Origin of the sequence: Pseudomonas sp. KNUC1026, assembly GCF_021650705.1 — a bacterium.
Taxonomy (GTDB): Bacteria; Pseudomonadota; Gammaproteobacteria; order Pseudomonadales; family Pseudomonadaceae; genus Aquipseudomonas.
The window spans coordinates 1,625,757-1,643,660 of the sequence record NZ_CP087138.1; the positions used below are offsets into that span (position 1 = coordinate 1,625,757).

Annotated in this window: 13 protein-coding genes, 3 pseudogenes and 1 riboswitch; of the genes and pseudogenes, 9 read left to right on the plus strand and 7 right to left on the minus strand. The window is 66.1% G+C overall.

The features are described 5' to 3' along the window. Positions 1-37 precede the first annotated feature (37 nt). Positions 38-949 carry an ABC transporter substrate-binding protein gene (locus LN139_RS07405; RefSeq protein ID WP_236359357.1) on the minus strand — a complete coding sequence of 304 codons (912 nt, stop codon included), beginning with the start codon at positions 947-949 and terminating at the stop codon, positions 38-40. Positions 950-1,182: 233 nt separating this feature from the next. Between LN139_RS07405 and LN139_RS07410 the strand changes: the two genes are divergently transcribed. Together LN139_RS07410 and LN139_RS07415 are read left to right on the plus strand one after the other, a co-directional pair. Continuing rightward, positions 1,183-2,334, plus strand: coding sequence for an MFS transporter (locus LN139_RS07410; protein ID WP_236359358.1), 1,152 nt, complete (start codon positions 1,183-1,185; stop codon positions 2,332-2,334). Between the two features lie 90 nt (positions 2,335-2,424). Further along, entirely contained in the window at positions 2,425-2,898 is a 474-nt protein-coding gene (locus LN139_RS07415; protein WP_236359359.1) for a GFA family protein, read from the plus strand. 3 nt (positions 2,899-2,901) lie between these two features. Here the strand turns inward: LN139_RS07415 and LN139_RS07420 are convergent. After that, positions 2,902-4,960: pseudogene (locus tag LN139_RS07420) on the minus strand (putative bifunctional diguanylate cyclase/phosphodiesterase). Positions 4,961-5,162: 202 nt separating this feature from the next. On the opposite strand from LN139_RS07420, the gene LN139_RS07425 reads away from it, so the two are divergent. The 6 genes and pseudogenes from LN139_RS07425 to LN139_RS07450 all read left to right on the plus strand — a co-directional run bounded on the left by LN139_RS07425 (position 5,163) and on the right by LN139_RS07450 (position 14,536). Beyond that, positions 5,163-6,005, plus strand: a complete 843-nt coding sequence (locus LN139_RS07425) for an NAD-dependent protein deacetylase (protein WP_236359360.1) — start codon at positions 5,163-5,165, stop codon at positions 6,003-6,005. A 180-nt stretch (positions 6,006-6,185) separates the two neighbouring features. Further along, positions 6,186-7,807 (plus strand): annotated as a pseudogene (pvdP, locus tag LN139_RS07430) (pyoverdine maturation tyrosinase PvdP). A 40-nt stretch (positions 7,808-7,847) separates the two neighbouring features. Further along, positions 7,848-8,050: riboswitch (cobalamin riboswitch) on the plus strand. Positions 8,051-8,148: 98 nt separating this feature from the next. Then, positions 8,149-9,213: a cobalamin biosynthesis protein CobW gene (cobW, locus tag LN139_RS07435; RefSeq protein WP_236359361.1), complete on the plus strand. Its 1,065-nt coding sequence runs from the start codon at positions 8,149-8,151 to the stop codon at positions 9,211-9,213. A 3-nt stretch (positions 9,214-9,216) separates the two neighbouring features. Continuing rightward, positions 9,217-12,954 carry a cobaltochelatase subunit CobN gene (gene cobN / locus LN139_RS07440; RefSeq protein ID WP_236359362.1) on the plus strand — a complete coding sequence of 1,246 codons (3,738 nt, stop codon included), beginning with the start codon at positions 9,217-9,219 and terminating at the stop codon, positions 12,952-12,954. Then, positions 12,951-13,936 (plus strand): annotated as a pseudogene (locus tag LN139_RS07445) (ATP-binding protein). Before cobN ends, LN139_RS07445 begins: the two are co-directional and overlap by 4 nt. Before the next feature lie 24 nt (positions 13,937-13,960). Further along, complete coding sequence (locus LN139_RS07450; protein WP_442964417.1) at positions 13,961-14,536, plus strand: vWA domain-containing protein; 576 nt, start codon at positions 13,961-13,963, stop codon at positions 14,534-14,536. A 32-nt stretch (positions 14,537-14,568) separates the two neighbouring features. On the opposite strand, the gene LN139_RS07455 is transcribed toward LN139_RS07450, so the two are convergent. From LN139_RS07455 to LN139_RS07465, 3 genes are all read right to left on the minus strand, one after another. Continuing rightward, positions 14,569-15,270 carry an RHS repeat-associated core domain-containing protein gene (locus tag LN139_RS07455; protein WP_236359364.1) on the minus strand — a complete coding sequence of 234 codons (702 nt, stop codon included), beginning with the start codon at positions 15,268-15,270 and terminating at the stop codon, positions 14,569-14,571. 83 nt (positions 15,271-15,353) lie between these two features. Beyond that, positions 15,354-16,043 carry a DUF421 domain-containing protein gene (locus LN139_RS07460; RefSeq protein ID WP_236359365.1) on the minus strand — a complete coding sequence of 230 codons (690 nt, stop codon included), beginning with the start codon at positions 16,041-16,043 and terminating at the stop codon, positions 15,354-15,356. 60 nt (positions 16,044-16,103) lie between these two features. Further along, entirely contained in the window at positions 16,104-16,367 is a 264-nt protein-coding gene (locus LN139_RS07465) for a hypothetical protein (RefSeq protein WP_236359366.1), read from the minus strand. Here LN139_RS07465 and LN139_RS07470 point away from each other — a divergent pair. Further along, entirely contained in the window at positions 16,366-16,527 is a 162-nt protein-coding gene (locus LN139_RS07470) for a hypothetical protein (protein WP_236359367.1), read from the plus strand. The genes LN139_RS07465 and LN139_RS07470 overlap by 2 nt on opposite strands. 46 nt (positions 16,528-16,573) lie before the next feature. Here the strand turns inward: LN139_RS07470 and LN139_RS07475 are convergent, their stop codons facing one another. Both LN139_RS07475 and pnuC read right to left on the minus strand, forming a co-directional pair. After that, on the minus strand, positions 16,574-17,098 hold the full coding sequence (locus tag LN139_RS07475) for an AAA family ATPase (protein WP_236359368.1): 525 nt from the start codon (positions 17,096-17,098) through the stop codon (positions 16,574-16,576). Beyond that, positions 17,095-17,658, minus strand: a complete 564-nt coding sequence (gene pnuC / locus LN139_RS07480) for a nicotinamide riboside transporter PnuC (RefSeq protein ID WP_236359369.1) — start codon at positions 17,656-17,658, stop codon at positions 17,095-17,097. The genes LN139_RS07475 and pnuC overlap by 4 nt, the downstream gene beginning before the upstream one ends. Positions 17,659-17,904 lie beyond the last annotated feature (246 nt).

Consider the following 17,904-nt stretch of genomic DNA (forward strand, 5'->3'; position numbering starts at 1 on the left):
CGCAGCGAAGGGTTCAGCGACTGCGCATCGACCACGATCACATGCCCGTTGCGCACAGCCTTGAGCTGCGAGGCGACCGGGTCGCTGTGCAGGAAGGCGAGTTTTTCTCGATGTCGTCGGCCGGGTAGCGGCGGCGGTCCATGCGGGTGATGACCAGATAATCCGGGTCCTGCTTGGCCAGCTGCTCCCAGCTGACGTTGGGCCATTCATCGGCGCTGTCGATCACATTGCGCAGGCCCAGGGTACGGGCGATGTAGCCTGGCACGCCACTGTTGCCGGCTACCCACGCGTCGCCTTCCAGGCGCGCGCTGGAAAACCAGAACGCTACCGAGGCCTTGTGGGTGTTGGCCTGGGCGCGGGCGACAGCCTTCGCCAGGCGCTGGTGCTGGGCCTCGAGCACGGCCTGGCCCCGGGCCGGCACATTGAAGATGCGCGCCAGTTCAGTGACTTCACGGTCGATCAGGGCCATGTCGAACGGCACCAGGCGGGCACCGTCGCCGTTGGAAGTGCTGGTCACCGCCTTGCCGTCGCAATCGCTGGGGGACACATAAGCCGGGATGCCCAGGCCCTGGAACTGCTCGAAGGTCGCGACATCGCCGCCCTGGCCGATGTTGTAGGTGTATTGGGCGGTGACCAGCTCCGGTGCCTTGCCCACCACCGATTCGAAGCTGGGGGCGTTGTCGGCCAGCCGCGGAATGCCCTTGGCTGCGGTTTCAAGCGACGGCGGCAACGGCCCGAACCACAGCGCGGTGCCGACCACCTTGGGAGCAAGCCCCAGGCTCAGGAGCACTTCGGTGCTGGCCTGGCCGATGCTCACCACCCGGGCGGGCGCAGCATTGAAGGTGAGGTTGTGGCCGCAGTTGCTCAGTGTGACCGGATAGGGCTGGGCAGCGAGCGCCGGGCCGCAGAGGGCCAGGGTGCAGGCCAGGGCCGGCAGGAAGGTACGCATGGTCGTTAGCTCCGCTGGGGGTTTACGCGCCCCGTTGCTCGAAAAAGTGATGGGCCTGTGCGGGGTCTGGCTTTCGGCAAGGCCGAATACAGTGGCGCGACCGCGCCGGATTCGAACCGGCTTCCCGAGGCAGGCGCCGGGAGGTTAGGGCACTGCCGCTTGCCACGCAAGCTTGCAATTGGCGCCGCCAGCGGCCAGTGTTGGGGCTTTTGCACACCCGCAACGGATTCTCCATGACTGCCCAACCTGCCATCGCTTCGCTCGCCGCCGGCCCGGGCGAGCGCTTTTCCACGCGCGTCGCCTTCTTCATCGCCGGCCTTTGCATGTCGGCCTGGGCGCCGCTGGTGCCACTGGCCAAGGCCCGCGCCCAGCTCGATGACGGCACGTTGGGGCTGATGCTGCTGGGCCTGGGCGCAGGGTCCATCCTCACCATGCCCTTGGCCGGCCACCTGTGCAGCCTGCGCGGCTGCCGCTTCGCCATTGTGCTCGGCACGTTGCTGGTGTGCCTGACGCTGCCGGCACTGGCCACGTTCAGCCAGCCCTGGTTGCTGGCGGTGGCCATCGTGGCGTTCGGCGCAGCCATGGGGCTGCTCGACTGCGCCATGAACGTGCAGGCGGTGATCGTCGACAAGGCAAGCGACAGGCCGTTGATGTCGGGCTTTCACGGGCTGTTCAGCGTCGGCGGCATCGCCGGTGCGGCCGGCATGACCGCCTTGCTCAGCCTGGGCCTTGCTGCGCTGCCGGCCGTGCTGTGCCTGGTGGGCCTGACGTTGCTGCTGCTCTGGCGATCAGCGCCACACCTGCTGCCCTACGGCAGCGAGCGGGAAGGCCCGCCCTTTGCAGTGCCGCGGGGCGTGGTGCTGTTCCTTGGGCTTTTGTGCTTCATTGTCTTTCTGACCGAAGGCGCGATGCTGGACTGGAGCGGGTTGTTCCTGATCGGCGAACGCGGCATGGAGCCGTCCTGGGCGGGGTTGGGTTATGCGGCGTTCGCCGCGACCATGACCCTCGGCCGCCTGACTGGCGATGCCATCGTTGCGCGCCTGGGCGGGGTGCGTGTGGTGGTGCTGGGCGGGTTGCTGGCAGCTGCAGGCCTTGCGCTCTCGTTGCTGCTGCCGGGCTGGCCGGCGGCGCTGGCAGGTTATGCGCTGGTGGGGGCGGGCTGCGCCAATATCGTGCCGGTGCTGTTCACTGCCGTGGGGCGGCAGACCAGCATGCCGCAGCGCACCGCAGTTCCGGCACTGATTTCCCTGGGTTACGCCGGCATCCTGTTGGGGCCTGCCCTGATCGGTTTTGCCGCGCATCTGGTGGGGCTTGCGTGGGCGCTGGCGGTACTAGTGCTTTTGATGGGGCTGGTGGCTGCCAGCGGCCGCTTTCTCAAGGGCTAGTGCTGCGGTAGGTTTTTTATCGCCCCGGGGGAAACAGAACGGTCATGTAGTGGTCCATGCATCACCGCTACCTCCCCATGGAGCTTGACCATGCACCTCGAAGGATCCTGCCATTGCCGCGCTGTGCGCTTTTGCCTCGAAAGCCCGCACCCCTATCCTTACCAGCGCTGCTATTGCTCGATCTGCCGCAAGACCCAAGGGGCAGGGGGCTATGCCATCAACCTGAGCGGAGATGCCAAGAGCCTCAAGGTCCATGGCACCCGGCATGTGCGCATCTATCACGCGCGCATGGAGGACGGCAGCAAGAGCAGCGCCGAGCGCCATTTCTGTGGTGTGTGCGGCAGCGGCCTATGGCTCTTCAGCCCTGAGTGGCCCGAGTTGATCCACCCATTCGCCAGTGCCATCGACACCGAGCTGCCGGTGCCGCCGGAGCATACGCACCTGCTGCTGGGCTCCAGGGCGGCCTGGGTCGAAGTGCAGGGCAACCCGCAAGATCAGCACTTCGACGGCTACCCCGAAGAATCCATCGCGCAATGGCACCAGCGGCTGGCGCTGGAGGCCTGACGCTCAGAGCCGCTTGAGCCGCTGCCCGGCAGGCACCGGCTTGCCGAACAGGTAGCCCTGGAAGTGCGAGCAACCTTCCTCCCGCAGCCGCTCGTACTGCTCGCGGGTTTCTACGCCCTCGGCGGTAATCTGGATCTCGAGGCTGCGGCTCATGCCGGTGATCGCACGGATGATCGCCATCGACTGGCGGCTTTGCTCCACGTCCTGCACGAACGATTTGTCGATCTTGATCTTGTCGAACGGGAACGAGCGCAGGTAGCTCAGCGATGAGTAACCGGTCCCGAAGTCGTCCAGCGCGATGCGCACACCCAGGGCCTTGAGTGCCTTGAGCGTTTCGATGTTGCGGTCGCTGTTATCCAGCAACACCGATTCGGTGACCTCAAGCTCAAGTCGGCCAGGCGCCAGGCCCGACTCGGCCAGCGCCGAGGCCACCACTGCCTTGAGCCGGTCGCTCTTGAATTGCACCGGTGAGAGATTTACCGCAACGCTCTGCTCGGTTCCCCAACTGGCGGCCTCGCGGCAGGCTTGATGCAGGGCGAGGGCGCCCACCTCATGGATCAGGCCGGTTTCTTCCGCCACGGGGATGAACGCCTGGGGCATCACCAGGCCCCGCTGGGGGTGCTGCCAGCGGATCAACGCTTCATAGCCGGTCACATCGCTGTAAAGGGTGTCGATGATGGGCTGGTAGTACAGCTCCAACTGTTGCCCGGTGACGGCTTCGCGCAGGTCCATCTCGGTGGAGCGCCGGCGGCGGGCGGTTTCGTCCATCTCCAGGCGGAAGTATTCGAAACGGTTTCGCCCGTTGCGCTTGGCCTCGTACAGGGCCATGTCGGCGCAGCGCAGCAGTTGTTCACCGCTGTCGTGATCACCGGGCGCCAGGGCAATGCCGATCGACAGGCCGACGCTGACGGTGTGGCCGTCGATCAGAAACGGTGCGCGCACCGCATCGATCAGCCGCTGCGCACTGACGCCAGCGCCGTCCACCGACGCAAGCCCCGGCAACACCACTGCAAATTCGTCGCCGCCCAGGCGCGCCAGCAGGTCGTGCTCGCGCAGCTCCTGGCGCAGGCGGCTGGCCAGCGCGCGCAGCAGTGCGTCGCCGACCGGGTGGCCGAGGGCATCGTTGATGACCTTGAAGTTGTCCATGTCCAGGCACAGCACAGCCGTCACCGGCCTGCGTGGCGCAGGCGCGGCCAGGACGGCATCGAGTTGCTCGCGAAACAGCACGCGGTTGGGCAGGCCAGTGAGGGTGTCGTGGTGCGCCATGTGATGGATCTGCGCGCTGGCGGCGCGCTCGTCGGTGAGGTCGTCGTTGATCAGCAGCACATAGCGGCTGCGTGGGTCGGCGCCGGGGATGATCTGCCCGGTGGTGCGCAGGCTACGCGGCCCGTGCGCGGTGGGCAGTACCTGTTCGTCGCGAAACGGCCCGCTGCTGCGCATCGCTTCGTCGACCACCCGGTCCAGGTAAGCAGCCAGGGGGCGGGCAGGTGCTGGTGCAATTTCTGGCCCTGCCACTGTTGGCGGGTGACGCCGAACAGGTGCTCTGCCCGGCGATTGACCAGCAGCACCGAGCGGCTGACGGCGTCCTGAACGATCACGCTGGAGGGGATGTTGGCGATGATCACCTCAAGGAACGAGGAGAGTTTTGCCAGCTCATCCTTTGTCGCTCCACCAGCTCCTGCGCCCTTCGCCGCTCGGTGATGTCGCGGGTGATCTTGGCAAAGCCCAGCAGCGTGCCGTCATCGTCGTACAGCGCATCGATGACCGCCATCGACCAGAATGCCGAACCATCCTTTCGATAGCGCCAGCCTTCAGCCTGAAAGTGGCCCGCGCTTCGCGCGATCTGCAGCCCTTGATCGGGTAGGCCCGCCGCGCGATCAGCGGCGCTGTAGAACACCGAAAAGTGCTGGCCGACGATCTCCTCTGCGGTATAGCCCTTGGCGCGCTGGGCACCGGCGTTCCAGTTGGCAACGATGCCATCGGGGGTGAGCAGGTAAATGGCGTAGTCCACTACGCCTTGCACCAGAATCTTGTACATCAGGTCGGTGGGCTGTGAAGTCATCGGGCCTCTCGAACTGGGGATTTCACTATCCGCCACAAGTTAATGTCATAGAGCCAGTATCTCTTAAAAAACCGCCGTTTAGAAACCTCCCCTGCCAAAGTCGAGGAGGGCAGGCACAGATTTCCGATGGAGGGCGCGCGATGCCGATGCGCGATGGATTAGGCTGTGACGCGGACCCCGCCCACCGGTTGGAGGCTAGTACATGCTCGAAGCGCGCACCCACAGCACCCTCAATGCACTGGCTCATTACCTGGCGCGCGGGCGCTACATGGTGTTGACCGGCGCCGGCATCAGCACCGCCTCGGGCATCCCGGATTACCGGGACAGCGACGGCGTGCGCCGTGGCAACGCACCGATGATGCATCAGGAATTCGTAGGCTCGGCTCAGGCGCGCAAGCGTTACTGGGCGCGCGCCATGTTCGGCTGGCAAGGGGTAGGGCAGGCCCGGCCGAATGCGGCGCACCTGGCATTGGCGCAACTGCAGGCCAGTGGTTGGCTGGGTGAGCTCGTCACGCAGAACGTCGATGGCCTGCACCAGGCCGCCGGCAGCGAAGCGGTGATCGAGCTGCACGGCAATCTGCACCGGGTACGTTGCCTGAGCTGCGGGCAGGTCCATTCGCGGCTGGCGGTGCAGGCCGAGCTCGAAGCGCTCAATCCGGGCCTGCAGGACGTGCACGCGGTGCTCGCGCCCGACGGCGATGCGCATCTGGCCAACCACTTTCTGGAGCGCTTCCAGATGCCGCTGTGCGCAGCCTGCGGCAGCGATACCCTCAAGCCTGACGTGGTGTTTTTCGGCGATGGCGTGGCAGAGGCCACCGCGCGGGCGGCCTGGGCGGCGGTGGAGCAGGCGGACGGTTTGCTGGTAGTGGGCTCCTCGCTGATGGCCTACTCCAGCTATCGCCTGTGCCAGGAAATGTCCCGCCAGGGCAAGCCACTGCTGGCCATCAATCTTGGCCGCACGCGCGCGGACCAGCTCTGGGCGGTCAAGGCTGCCGAGGCCTGTGAAGAGGCCTTGCCATGGTTGGCACAGCAACTGGCTGGGTGAATTTCATCTTTCACCTGCCAGACGTCAGTTCCCAAGTGGGCCACTGAATCTGCTACATTTTGTGTCAACAACCCGTCAAGCGCTCGGAAAATCCTGCCTACGGTTTGCAAGTTGCTGATCTACAACGGTTTTTCGTTTTAACGACGTTTGGCCTGGTAGGCCCAATGGATGGGTGATCGAATGAAACTCTCACGACGCGCGTTAATGGCGGGCGCGGTGGTGGCCGGTGCACTGGCGCCGGTTGCCTACAAGGGCGCTTTCGCCGCCAAGAAATGGTGGGCCGAGGGCGGCACGCCCAATGAAGCCAGCCAGCAGATTGCGGACGTGCCGATGCAACGGCTCGGCAACCTGCTGCGCGGCGTCTGGACGGTCGAGCTGGTGACGCCTACCGGACTGAACAGCCCGTTGCAAGGCGCGACCTTGCTGCTGGACGTAGGCGAGCGCGGCCGTGGCCTGCGCGGCTATGTGGACGATTACGCCAAGCTGGTGGACAGCCAGGCCACCCCTCATTACCAGGTGTTGGGCGATCTGGTGGGCGCCAGTGAAGGCGAGGTGCGTTGGCGCCTGCTCGACCTGAGCCGCCCACGCCGGATGGCCACCTATGAATTCGTTGCAAAGCTGAGCGATGACTGGGCGCGTTTTGGCGTCGACAAACAGGACACTCTGACCGGCACCTTGCGCCGGCTGGATCTGGCCGACTCCTCGGAGCCGCTCGAGCTGCCGTTCACGGCGCGCAAGCAGGACTTCGTCGAAGCGCGCGATCGCACGCCGCTGGACCCGGCCCTGGCAGCCTGGGTCATCGCCCCGCAGCACCGCGTTGCGCATCAGCTCTGGCACACCGTGCGCGACAAGTGGCACCTGCTCGGTGAAGACCGCCGCGTGGCGCTGCGCACCCTGGGCTGGCAGCCCGGCCCCAAGGAAAGCGAGCGTGGCGCACGCGGCAAGTACAAGGACCAGAACGGTTCGGGCATCGATTTTCTCTACATGCACCGGCACATGCTCGGCATAGCCCGCACCAAGAACGCGCCGCCGCCGTGGCAACACTTTCCGCTGCCGGTGCCGATGGCCGAGACCGACCGTGTAGGGTTCATCCGCTACTTCGAAAACGCCCACGGCAGCAGCGCGCCGCCCACCTGGCTGGCGCCGGAAGACGAGGCCTACAGCATCGGTGTCGCGCGGATCAAAAGCCGCGATACTTTCTTCGGCAACTTCCAGGTGTGGGAGTCGCGTTTCGCGACCCACAGTACCTGGCCAGCATGACCCTGGGCCAGTTCGGCTCGGAAATCGAAATGACCTTGCACGATTGGCTGCACATCTGCTGGGCGGGCGTGCCGCGTGATCCGGCCAACGGCATGCCGCAGCCTTGGGCGCGGCCGCCGTCGGATTTCTCCGAGCGCTGGTTCGTGCAGGCCAACGATTTTCTCGGCGATCCGTTCTCTTCCCACGTGAACCCGGTGTTCTGGGGCTTCCACGGCTGGATCGACGAGCGCATCGACGACTGGTACGACGCCCACCAGATGGCCCACCCCGGTGAGGTGCAACGCGCCGAGCTCAATGGCGTGCACTGGTTCGCCAAGGGCAAGTGGGTGGAGATCGACGATCCCTGGCTGGGGCCGGTGAGCCACGACTGCGCCGAAGGGCCGGGCATGTGGATCGACAAGTCGGTGGAAAAAGACCTGGACGTGATGAAGCTGGCGCTGCGGGTGACAGTGCTGGAGCGCGGCGAGCTGGGCGACAACCTCAACCAGGCCAAACTGCGGCCCTGGTATGCGCGTAATCTGCCGGGCATGCAGCAAGCCTGACCCGCCCAGCGCGCCAGCTTGCCCTCGGCTGGCGCAGCGCGTAGCCTTGCGCGTTCGAGGTGCCTGCAACGCGTTGCAGGCCAACAGGGAACGCGGTGCGATGCCGCGGCTGCCCCCGCAACTGTAAGTGGCCCATGGGGCCGGCAAGGCCACTGGGCGGCGTACTGCGCGGCCCGGGAAGGCGCCGGCATCGGCGCAAGCCAGGCCGCGAGCCAGGAGACCTGCCTCGCAAGCAATTCTTATTTCAACCGGGCGGGGTGATCCGGTGGCGAATGCCTGCGTTGGGGTCTGCCCCGGCGTACGCCATGGCGCCGCGCCCGCCGCAGCCATAGGGCACCTGCATGAAGACGCTGGCCAAAACCCCTGTCACCATCGTTACCGGCTTTCTCGGCTCGGGCAAAACCACCTTGTTGCGGCACCTGCTCGACAACGCCCAGGGGCGGCGCATCGCGGTGATCGTCAATGAATTCGGCGAGCTGGGCATCGACGGCGACCTGCTCAAGCAGTGCAGCATCGGTTGCACCGAGGAAGAGGCCAATGGCCGGGTGTACGAGCTGGCCAACGGCTGCCTGTGCTGCACCGTGCAGGAAGAGTTCTTCCCGGTGATGCGCGAGCTGGTGCAGCGTCGCGGCGATCTGGACCACATCCTGATCGAAACCAGCGGCCTGGCCCTGCCCAAGCCACTGGTGCAGGCCTTCCAGTGGCCGGAGATCCGCAGCGCCTGCACCGTGGACGCCGTGGTCACCGTGGTCGACACCCCGGCGGTGGCCGCCGGCACCTTCGCCGCCTACCCCGAGCAGGTCGACGCCCAGCGCAAGCTCGACCCCAACCTTGACCATGAATCCCCGCTGCACGAACTGTTCGAAGACCAGTTGGCCAGCGCCGACCTGGTGGTGCTGAACAAGGCCGACCTGATCAGTGCGGAGGGCCTGAAGGCTGTGCGCGCGCAGGTCAGCGAAGAGCTGCCGGCCGCGGTGAAGGTGATCGAGGCGAGCAGCGGCCAGCTGCCGCTGGAGGTGCTGCTGGGGCTGGGCAGCGAATCAGAAGCCCACATCGACGCCCGCCCCAGCCATCACGACAGCCACCACGGTGACGGCGAAGACGACCACGATCATGACGCTTTCGATTCCATCTCGCTCGACCTGCCTGAAGCCGACGAAGAGAAGCTGCTGGCTGCACTCACCTCGCTGGTGATGCGCCACGGCATCTTGCGGGTCAAGGGCTTCGCCGCTGTGCCGGGCAAGCCGCTGCGCCTGCTGGTGCAGGGCGTGGGTTGCCGCTTCGACAAGCACTTCGATCGCCCGTGGAAGGCGGGCGAGGCGCGCATTACCCGCATGGTGCTGATCGGCCAGGAACTGGACGCCGCAGCGCTCCAGGCCGAGCTGCTGGCCGCGCTGCAAGGCTGACCCATGCACCTGTTGCGCACCCAGCCAGGTGGCTTCGTGCCGGACGACAGCATTGCCGACTTGGGCCAGACCCCGGCGGAGCTGGTGATCCTGTGCAGCGGCGATTCGCACCTCGCGCTGCTGGCCGAGGCCGCGCGCCAGTTGCCGGAGGATTACCCCAGCCTGCGCTTGGCCAACCCCATGCAGGTACAGAACCACGCCTCGGTCGACCTCTATGTCGACCAGGTGCTGCGCCATGCACGGGTGATCCTGCTGTCGCTGCACGGTGGGGTCGGCTACTGGCGCTACGGCGTGGAACAGCTTCGTGCGCTGTCGGGTGTGCAGTTGCTGATGGTGCCCGGCGATGACCGGCCCGACCCGCAGTTGGCCGAGCTGTGCACGGTGCCGGCCGCAGAGGCCGAGCAGGCCTGGCACTACCTGCGTCAGGGCGGGTTGGGCAACGCCCGGGCGCTGTATGGTTTCCTGGCCGATCGCTACCTGGGCCGGCCCATGCCCTGGGTGCCGCCGCAGGCGCTGCCGCGTTGCGCGATCTACCATCCGCATATCGCCAGCCCCGCACTCGCCGACTGGCAGCGTGAGTGGCAGGCCGGCGCTCCGGTGGCGCCGATCCTGTTCTACCGCTCGCACCTGCAGGCAGCCAATACCGGCTTTCTCGACACTTTCTGCCAGGTCCTGGCCGAGCAGGGCCTGAACCCCCTACCAATCGCGGTGGCCAGCCTCAAGGAGCCGGCGTGCCTGGCCCAGGCCGAGGCCTGGATGGACGAGGCTGGCGCTGCCGTGGTGCTCAACACCACAGGCTTTGCCCTGTCCAATCCCGAATCGCCCAACCTGCGCCCGCTGCGCCGCGACATCCCGGTGATCCAGGCGATCTGCGCGCAGGACAACCAGCCCGGCTCGGAGGCCAATACCCAGGGCCTGGGCCCGCGCGACCTGGCCATGCACATTGCCCTGCCGGAGCTGGACGGCCGTATCATCGCCCGGCCGATCAGCTTCAAGAGCCTGGCCTGGCGCAGCGAGCGCAGCCAGAGCGATGTGGTGTGCTACCAGGCCCACCCCGAGCGCATGGCCTTCGTCGGCCAGCTGGCGCGGCGCTGGGCATTGCTGGCGACGCGGCCCAACAGCGAAAAGCGTGTAGCGCTGATCCTGGCCAACTACCCCACCCGCGATGGCCGCATCGGCAACGGCGTCGGCCTGGATACGCCGGCGGCCGCGCTGAATATCCTGCGTGCGCTGGGCGAGCAGGGGTATGGCGTAAGTGAGTTGCCGGAGTCCGGCACCGCGCTGATCCACGCGCTGCTGGGTGGCGTCACCAACGACCTTGAGCAGCTCGACCTGCGCCCCTGCGCCCAGAGCCTGGCGCTTGAGGACTACCGCGCGGCCTTCGAGGCCTTGCCGGCGAGCCTGCAAGCAGCGGTCAACGAGCGCTGGGGCCATCCGGCCAGCGACCCGATGTTCCGCCAGGGCCGCATGATGGTGGCCGGCCTGCGCTATGGGCAGGTATTCGTCGGCATCCAGCCGGCGCGTGGCTATCGACTCGACCCCAGCGCGATCTACCACGACCCCGACCTGGTGCCGCCCCACGGCTACCTGGCGTTCTACTTCTGGCTGCGCCACGCCTGGCTGGCCGATGCGCTGGTGCACGTGGGCAAGCACGGCAACCTTGAGTGGTTGCCGGGCAAAGGCGTGGGGCTTTCGGCCGAGTGCTGGCCGGACGCGCTGCTCGGCCCCTTGCCCAACGTTTACCCGTTCATCGTCAACGACCCTGGCGAAGGCGCGCAGGCCAAGCGCCGAACCCAGGCGGTGATCATCGACCATTTGATGCCACCGCTGACGCGCGCCGAAACCTACGGCCCGCTGCGCGACCTGGAGCGGCTGGCCGACGAATACTACGAAGCCCAGTTGCTCGACCCGCGCCGTGCGCTGGCCTTGCAGAAGGACATCCTCTCGCTGGTGCGTGAAACCGCGTTGGACCGCGAGCTGCAACTGGACACCGCGCAGGCCGCTGACACCTGGCTGCCGGCGCTGGACACCTACCTGTGCGACCTCAAGGAGTCGCAGATCCGCGACGGCCTGCACGTGTTCGGCGAAGCGCCGGCCGGGCGTTTGCGCAGTGACACCCTGGCCGCTCTGCTGCGGGTGCCGCGCGCCGACGGCAAGGGCGCCAACGCCAGCCTGCCGCGCGCGCTGGCCCAGGCCTTGGGGCTGGGTTTCGACCCCCTCGATTGCCTGTTCGGCGAGCCCTGGACGGGCCCGCGCCCGGCATTGCTTGCGCAGGCCAGCAGTGAACCCTGGCGCACCCAGGGCGATACCCGCGAGCGCCTGGAAGCGCTGGCGCTGGCGTTGGTCGACGGCGCACCGCTGCCCGCCGATGACGCCTTCGCACCGGTACGTGCGGTGCTCGATGGGTTGCGTCAGCAGGTTGCGCCTTGCCTGGACCGCTGCGGCGATGCCGAGATGGGCGGGCTGCTGGCGGCGCTGGCCGGGCGCTTCGTACCCGCCGGGCCCAGTGGCGCGCCCAGCCGGGGCCGGCTCGACGTACTGCCCACCGGGCGCAATTTCTATTCGGTGGATGTGCGTAACCTGCCGACCGTGACCGCCTGGCGGATCGGCTTCGCCTCGGCCAACCTGGTGCTGGAGCGCCACCTGCAAGACCACGGCGACTACCTGCGCCAGCTGGGCCTATCGGTGTGGGGCACTGCCACCATGCGCACCGGTGGCGACGACATCGCCCAGGCGCTGGCCCTGATGGGGGTGCGCCCGGTGTGGGCGACCGGCAGCCAGCGGGTCGACGATTTCGAGATCCTGCCCCTGAGCCTGCTCGACCGCCCGCGCGTGGACGTGACATTGCGCGTCTCGGGGTTCTTCCGTGATGCCTTCGGCAACCTGATTCGCCTGTTCGATGCCGCCGTGCAAGCGGTGGCGGCGCTGGACGAGCCCGACGACATGAACCCGCTGGCCGCGCGGGTGCGCCAGGAGCAGGCACGCCTGCAGGTTGAAGGCCAGGCGCCGGAGCAGGCCTTGCGCCGCGCCAGCTGGCGGGTGTTCGGTGCCAAACCCGGTGCGTATGGCGCCGGTGTGCAGAACGCCATCGACGGCCAGCAGTGGGCCAGCCGTGCAGACCTTGCCGAGGTGTATCTGAACCACGGCGGCTACGCCTACGCCACCGGCGAAGACGGCACCGAGGCGCGTGACGCCTTCGCCGAGCGCCTGGGCCAGGTGCAGGCGGTGCTGCATAACCAGGACAACCGCGAGCATGACCTGCTCGATTCCAACGATTACTACCAGTTCCAGGGCGGCATGCTCGCGGCGGTGAGGCATTTGAGCGGCCGCGAGGCTGCCAGCTATCACGGCGACCACAGCGTGGCCGATGTGCCGCGCATTCGCACCCTCAAGGAAGAGCTGGGCCGAGTGGTGCGCGGCCGCGCCGCCAATCCCAAGTGGATCGAAGGTGCCAAGCGCCATGGCTACAAGGGGGCGTTCGAGCTGGCGGCCACGGTCGACAATCTGTTCGCCTTCGATGCCACCAGCGAGCTGGTGGACGATCATCAGTACGAGCAGCTGGCAGAGGCGTACCTGCTCGACCCCGACACGCGCGGTTTTTTGCAGGCAAACAACCCGGCAGCCCTGCGCGACATCACCGAGCGCCTGCTCGAAGCCCAGCAACGCGGCCTCTGGCAATCCCCGGGCAGCTATCGGGCGGCGCTCGAAGACCTGCTCATCGACAGCGAAGAAGACTCATGATCCAGCATTACCCCTTGGCCGCAGTGGTCGGTGCCGACGACCTGAAACTGGCGCTGTGCCTGGCTGCGATCGACCCGCGCCTGGGCGGCGTGCTGATCGAAGGGCCGCGCGGCATGGCCAAGAGCACGCTGGCGCGCGGCCTGGCCGACCTGCTCGATGGCGGCGCGTTCGTCACCTTGCCACTGGGCGCCACCGAGGAGCGGCTGGTGGGCAGCCTCGATCTGGAAGCGGTGCTGGGCGAAGGCCAGGTGCGCTTTCGCCTGGCGTGCTGGCTGCGGCGGACGGCGGGGTGCTTTACGTCGACGAGGTCAACCTGCTGGCCGACCACCTGGTGGACTTGTTGCTGGACGTCGCCGCCAGTGGGGTCAACCGCGTGGAGCGCGACAACGTCTCGCATGAGCATCCGGCGCGTTTTGTGCTGATCGGCACGATGAACCCGGAGGAGGGCGAGCTGCGCCCGCAACTGCTGGACCGTTTTGGCCTGAGCGTCGAGCTGGGCTCAGCGCCGGCACCGGCCGAGCGCGGCGAGATCGTGCGCCGGCGCCTGGCCTTCGACGAGCAGCCGCAGGCGTTCATCGCGCAGTGGGCGGGCGAGCAGCAGGCCCTGCGCGAGCGTTGCGCCCAGGCGCGGCGAGTGTTGCCTGGCATTGCGCTGGACGACGCGTCGCTCTCGCAGATCAACGAGCGTTGCCACGCAGCGGGTGTCGACGGCCTGCGTGCCGACCTGGTCTGGCTGCGCGCGGCACGTGCCCATGCGGCGTGGCGGGGTGAGGCGGCGATCGACCAGTTGGCCATCGATGCCACCGCCGAATTTGCCTTGCGCCACCGGCGCAAATTCCCGCCTGAATCCCCAGCGCAGGCCCCGCGTGAGCAGGGTAGCGAAGCGGGCCAGGGCGGTGCGGGCGATTGGGGCGAGCTGCCGCCTGCCCCTCAAGCCAACGGCCCGCGCCGCAGCCTGCCGGGCTGGCCAGAAAAGCCCTGAGCCCCCGCCCGCGTGGCCAGGCTGGTGCACGTGGCGGGGGCGGGCGCATCGATTCGGGTGGCAACGCTTGCCGGCGGGCGCCCGCGCAGCCGCGCTCAATTGCAGTGGCGCCAGCGGCTGTCGGCACCCCCGGCGTTATGGCTGGTCATCGTCGACAGCTCGGCCTCCACTCGCCGGCACGGTGCCTTGAGCGCGGGCAAGGGCTTGCTGGAGGCGGTGTTCGACCAGGCCTATCGCCAACGTGCCCACCTGGCATTGATCACCGCCGCTGGCCGCGCGCCGCAGTGGGCCAGGCAAGGGCTCAAGGCCAGCGCTGCGTTGCAGCCGTGGTTGACACAGTTGGGCGCGGGCGGCGGCACGCCCTTGGTCGAGGCGCTCGACAGTGCTCGCCAGTGGCTGGCCCGGCGGCGCAAGCAACACCCATTGGAGCGCCAGCATTGCTTGATACTTACCGACGGCCGCCTGCGCTATGGGCGGGTTGCCCCCTTGGGGTGTGATACAGCATTGGTGAATCTCGAGCGCGGGCCATTGCGCATGAATCTGGCAGCGGGGCTGGCTCACCAGCTCGATGCTATCTGCCTACCTATTGACGACCTTTAAAAAGGTTTGGCGCACTTGGGGTGGGTAAGTCTTTACACCTGCTGCACAACGTGCCCGAAACTCGGAACAGCCTGGCGCATGGTTTCGTTGTAGCGCCGGGTTAACAATACAGCCGACATATCCAAATAGCCTGGAATCCTTGTGGCAAACTCCAACGCTGCGTTGACAGGAGCCTGAACAAGCCGGATCACGGCAGGGCTCACGATAAGCGTTCCAGCGATATTGGAAGTTGACTGCGCCACTGCTCTGGCAACTGCAGATTGCGCAATTCCAGGTATCAGCGCCGAAGCTATTCGTACGCCTCGGGCCCCCACAGCTACCCCCACCCCTATCTGAGGCAGCAGCAGGACTCTTGGGACGTAGGACCGCTGCATCGCCCAAACGCGATCGGCTGCTCGCTCCAGCAGCCGTATCATGCGACCGAGCATGGATATCAGGCTCGCACCCGAAGGATCCAGATTGTTGACCGGTTCGCTCTTGCCGTAGGCGTAAGCATTGAGTCCACCAGCACCAAAGGGCGAAAAGTGGTCTGGTCTTGAAAATTTCATAAGGCCGGATAAATACCTGCGGTATCCATGCCCGAGCAGGTAAGCAGCGGTCGACGCCTCGGCTAACTCACCGGCAAATCCCACCATCGATTTAGCATTGCGCGGGTAGTGCGCACCAAAAGGGGTATAAGCCATCCTGGAATGTAAAACGGTCGAGGCTATATCGGTTCGGATGCAAACGTTCATGGAAATCACGATACAAGCGTTATTGGCCGCAATCCTAGCGCCGTCGCTGATCTATGACAGCTATCAAAGTTACTAGGGCGGCCTCAGGCTTTCGTATGCTCCAGCGCCCGGCTCCACCGTTCATGCCCGCACTCATCACAGGTGTAGTGCTGCAGTGCCCGCATCTGCCGCACTGCGCCACACCATTCACAGGCATAAGTGCCGGCCTCACGCGTTTGGGTCACGATGTCGCGGTGTTCGGCGGGCAGGATCGACAGCCCGGGGCGAACCTGCTCGGGTTCGTAGAAGTACAGGCTTACATCGCCATTCACCTCCAGAAACGCCAGCCGGATCTGGCCCAGGTGTTCGGCGCCATGCAGGCGCAGCTCCATCAGGAACTCATCGTGGCTGACGTTGCCCGCCGCCAGGGAGCCGGCATCGAAGTGGCCGTCGCGCACGATCAGGATCGGTTTGCCTTGTAGCCACTGGCCGAACCGGCTGCTGCGCTCGGTGGCCCATGTAGTGAGGCGGTAGAGCAGGGTCATGGTTACGAACACCGTCACCACCGGCAGGATGGGCACGTCTTCGTAGAAGGTCACATCGCCCGCAGCCGAACCCAGGGTGAGGATCACCACCAGCTCGAACAGCGATAGTTGCCGAACGCCACGGCGCCCCGCGATCTTCAGAAACGAAAAGACCACCCCATAAGCCAGCGCAGTGCGCGCGGCAACTTCCCAGAGGAAGTTGAGGGTAGTCTTTTCCAGCAATAGCCGATGCCAATCGAACGCACTCATGAACCACCGTTAGTTCAATGATCAGGACGCTCTTATTGGCAGCGCAGTGCTGCTGTTAGTTCAGCGTGGCATGTGCCAGGGTTGCAGCGTATAACCGCCATGCGACAATTCGGCGCGCACTTCTTCAAGCAGGCTGGCCAACTCGCGGCGGCTGGTGTAGGTGCTGTTGGGAATGCGCGCATGGCCGATGCGGGTGCTGGTGCGGTCAACGACCGACAGGCTCAGCTCGCCGTTGGCATCGGGCGCCCAGGCGACGCACTGGAAGGGTTGGAAGGCGTGGTTGGCAATCAGCAATGCTTCGTTGACACGGAGCGTAGCGTTCATGGATGTTCAGCTCTCTGTTGGCCGCCAATACTGCGGCCGTGGCGTATTTGGTGTTCAACCCGGCGGGTCGTTGAAAGTGTTGATGCCGGGAGCACCCGCTCAAGTCACAACCTTTGTAAAAAATAGTTATTTTCAACATCAGGCTGCTTGCCCCGTATGACGGTTGAATGACCGAAAGATTCAATTGCGCAGATGAGCGGCAACTTTCAGGCATTCAATAATTTGCCTACGAGCTCGATGGCTGCGGCTTCGCGCTTGGCCCAATCGCCCGCCAGTTCGGCAAAGCATTGCCGGTGGGCGGCGAGCCAGCCACGGCTGTCGCGATAGAACGCCTGGCGTTGCGCCAGTAGCGGCTGGCAACGCTGGCCGTCATCGATCCACGGCACGCCTTCGGGGGCCAGCAGCAGCGTCAGGTCGTAATGGCGCGCCAGCAGCGCAGGCTCGAGCCACGCCGGGCAATCGCCGAACAGGGCCAGGCTCCAGAGGCGGTTGCTCAGCAGGTGGGTGTCGAGGATGAGCAGCCGTGGCTGCCGGGCGCGAGCTGCGTCTTCGTGGGCCAGCTGGCCCTCGGCGATGGGGGTGATGTCGGCCAGGGTCGTTTCGCGGCCCAGCTGCTGGTAGTACTGGCGAACGTACTCATCCACCCGCAGCCCGCCGAAGTGTGCGTGCAGATGCTCGGCGAGGCGGCTTTTGCCGGCCGACTCCGGCCCGGCGAGCACCACGACCTTCACTTGGCCAGTGCCGGGTCGGCGCGCCACTGGCGCCAGCCCAGGGCGGCCAGGACAACGAAGCCTGCGTAGAGAAGGGCGGTCAGGTTCAGGTCCTTGACCAGGTAAAGGCCCACGTACACCACATCGATCGCCAGCCACAGTGGCCAGCATTGCAGGTACTTGCGCGCCATCCAGGCCTGGGCCACCAGGCTGAAGGCAGCGAGGGCGGCGTCCAGCCAGGGTTGCTCGGCGTCAGTGAAATGCGCCATCACCGAGCCCAGCGCCAGCGCACCGAGGGCGCCGCAGGCGAGCCCGATCAGTTGACCGCGCCCGCCCAGGTTGCTGACCTGCCGGCCATCGTGGCGCTGCCCGCCACGGGTCCACTGCCACCAGCCATAAAGCTGCAGCACCGCGAATACCCCTTGCAGCAAGGCATCGGAGTAAAGACGCACCCCGAAGAACAGCCAGCCATAAAGCACCACGCCCACAAGGCCGATGGGCCAGCACCAGGGCGTGCGGATTACGGTGAGCCACACCGACAGGGCGCTGATCGCTACGGCAAGCCATTCAAGTGCGGACATCGGATCGCATTCCGAGGGCAGAAAAGGGAGGCAATTGTAATCGCAGGCGTGCTATATCCGCAGCCCTGCCGCGCTAATGGCACTCTGATACAAGATTTTCGCCGCAGTGATTGCTCCACCGATTAAGCTCGCGCGTCGAATGCTTGAGCGATTCGTTGAATTATGCTCACGAAGCTGTTGAAAAGTTTCACGTTTTTTTCAGGCAGCCATCTTTAGATTGTGCGCCATTCAAGGCTTGCGCCCGCG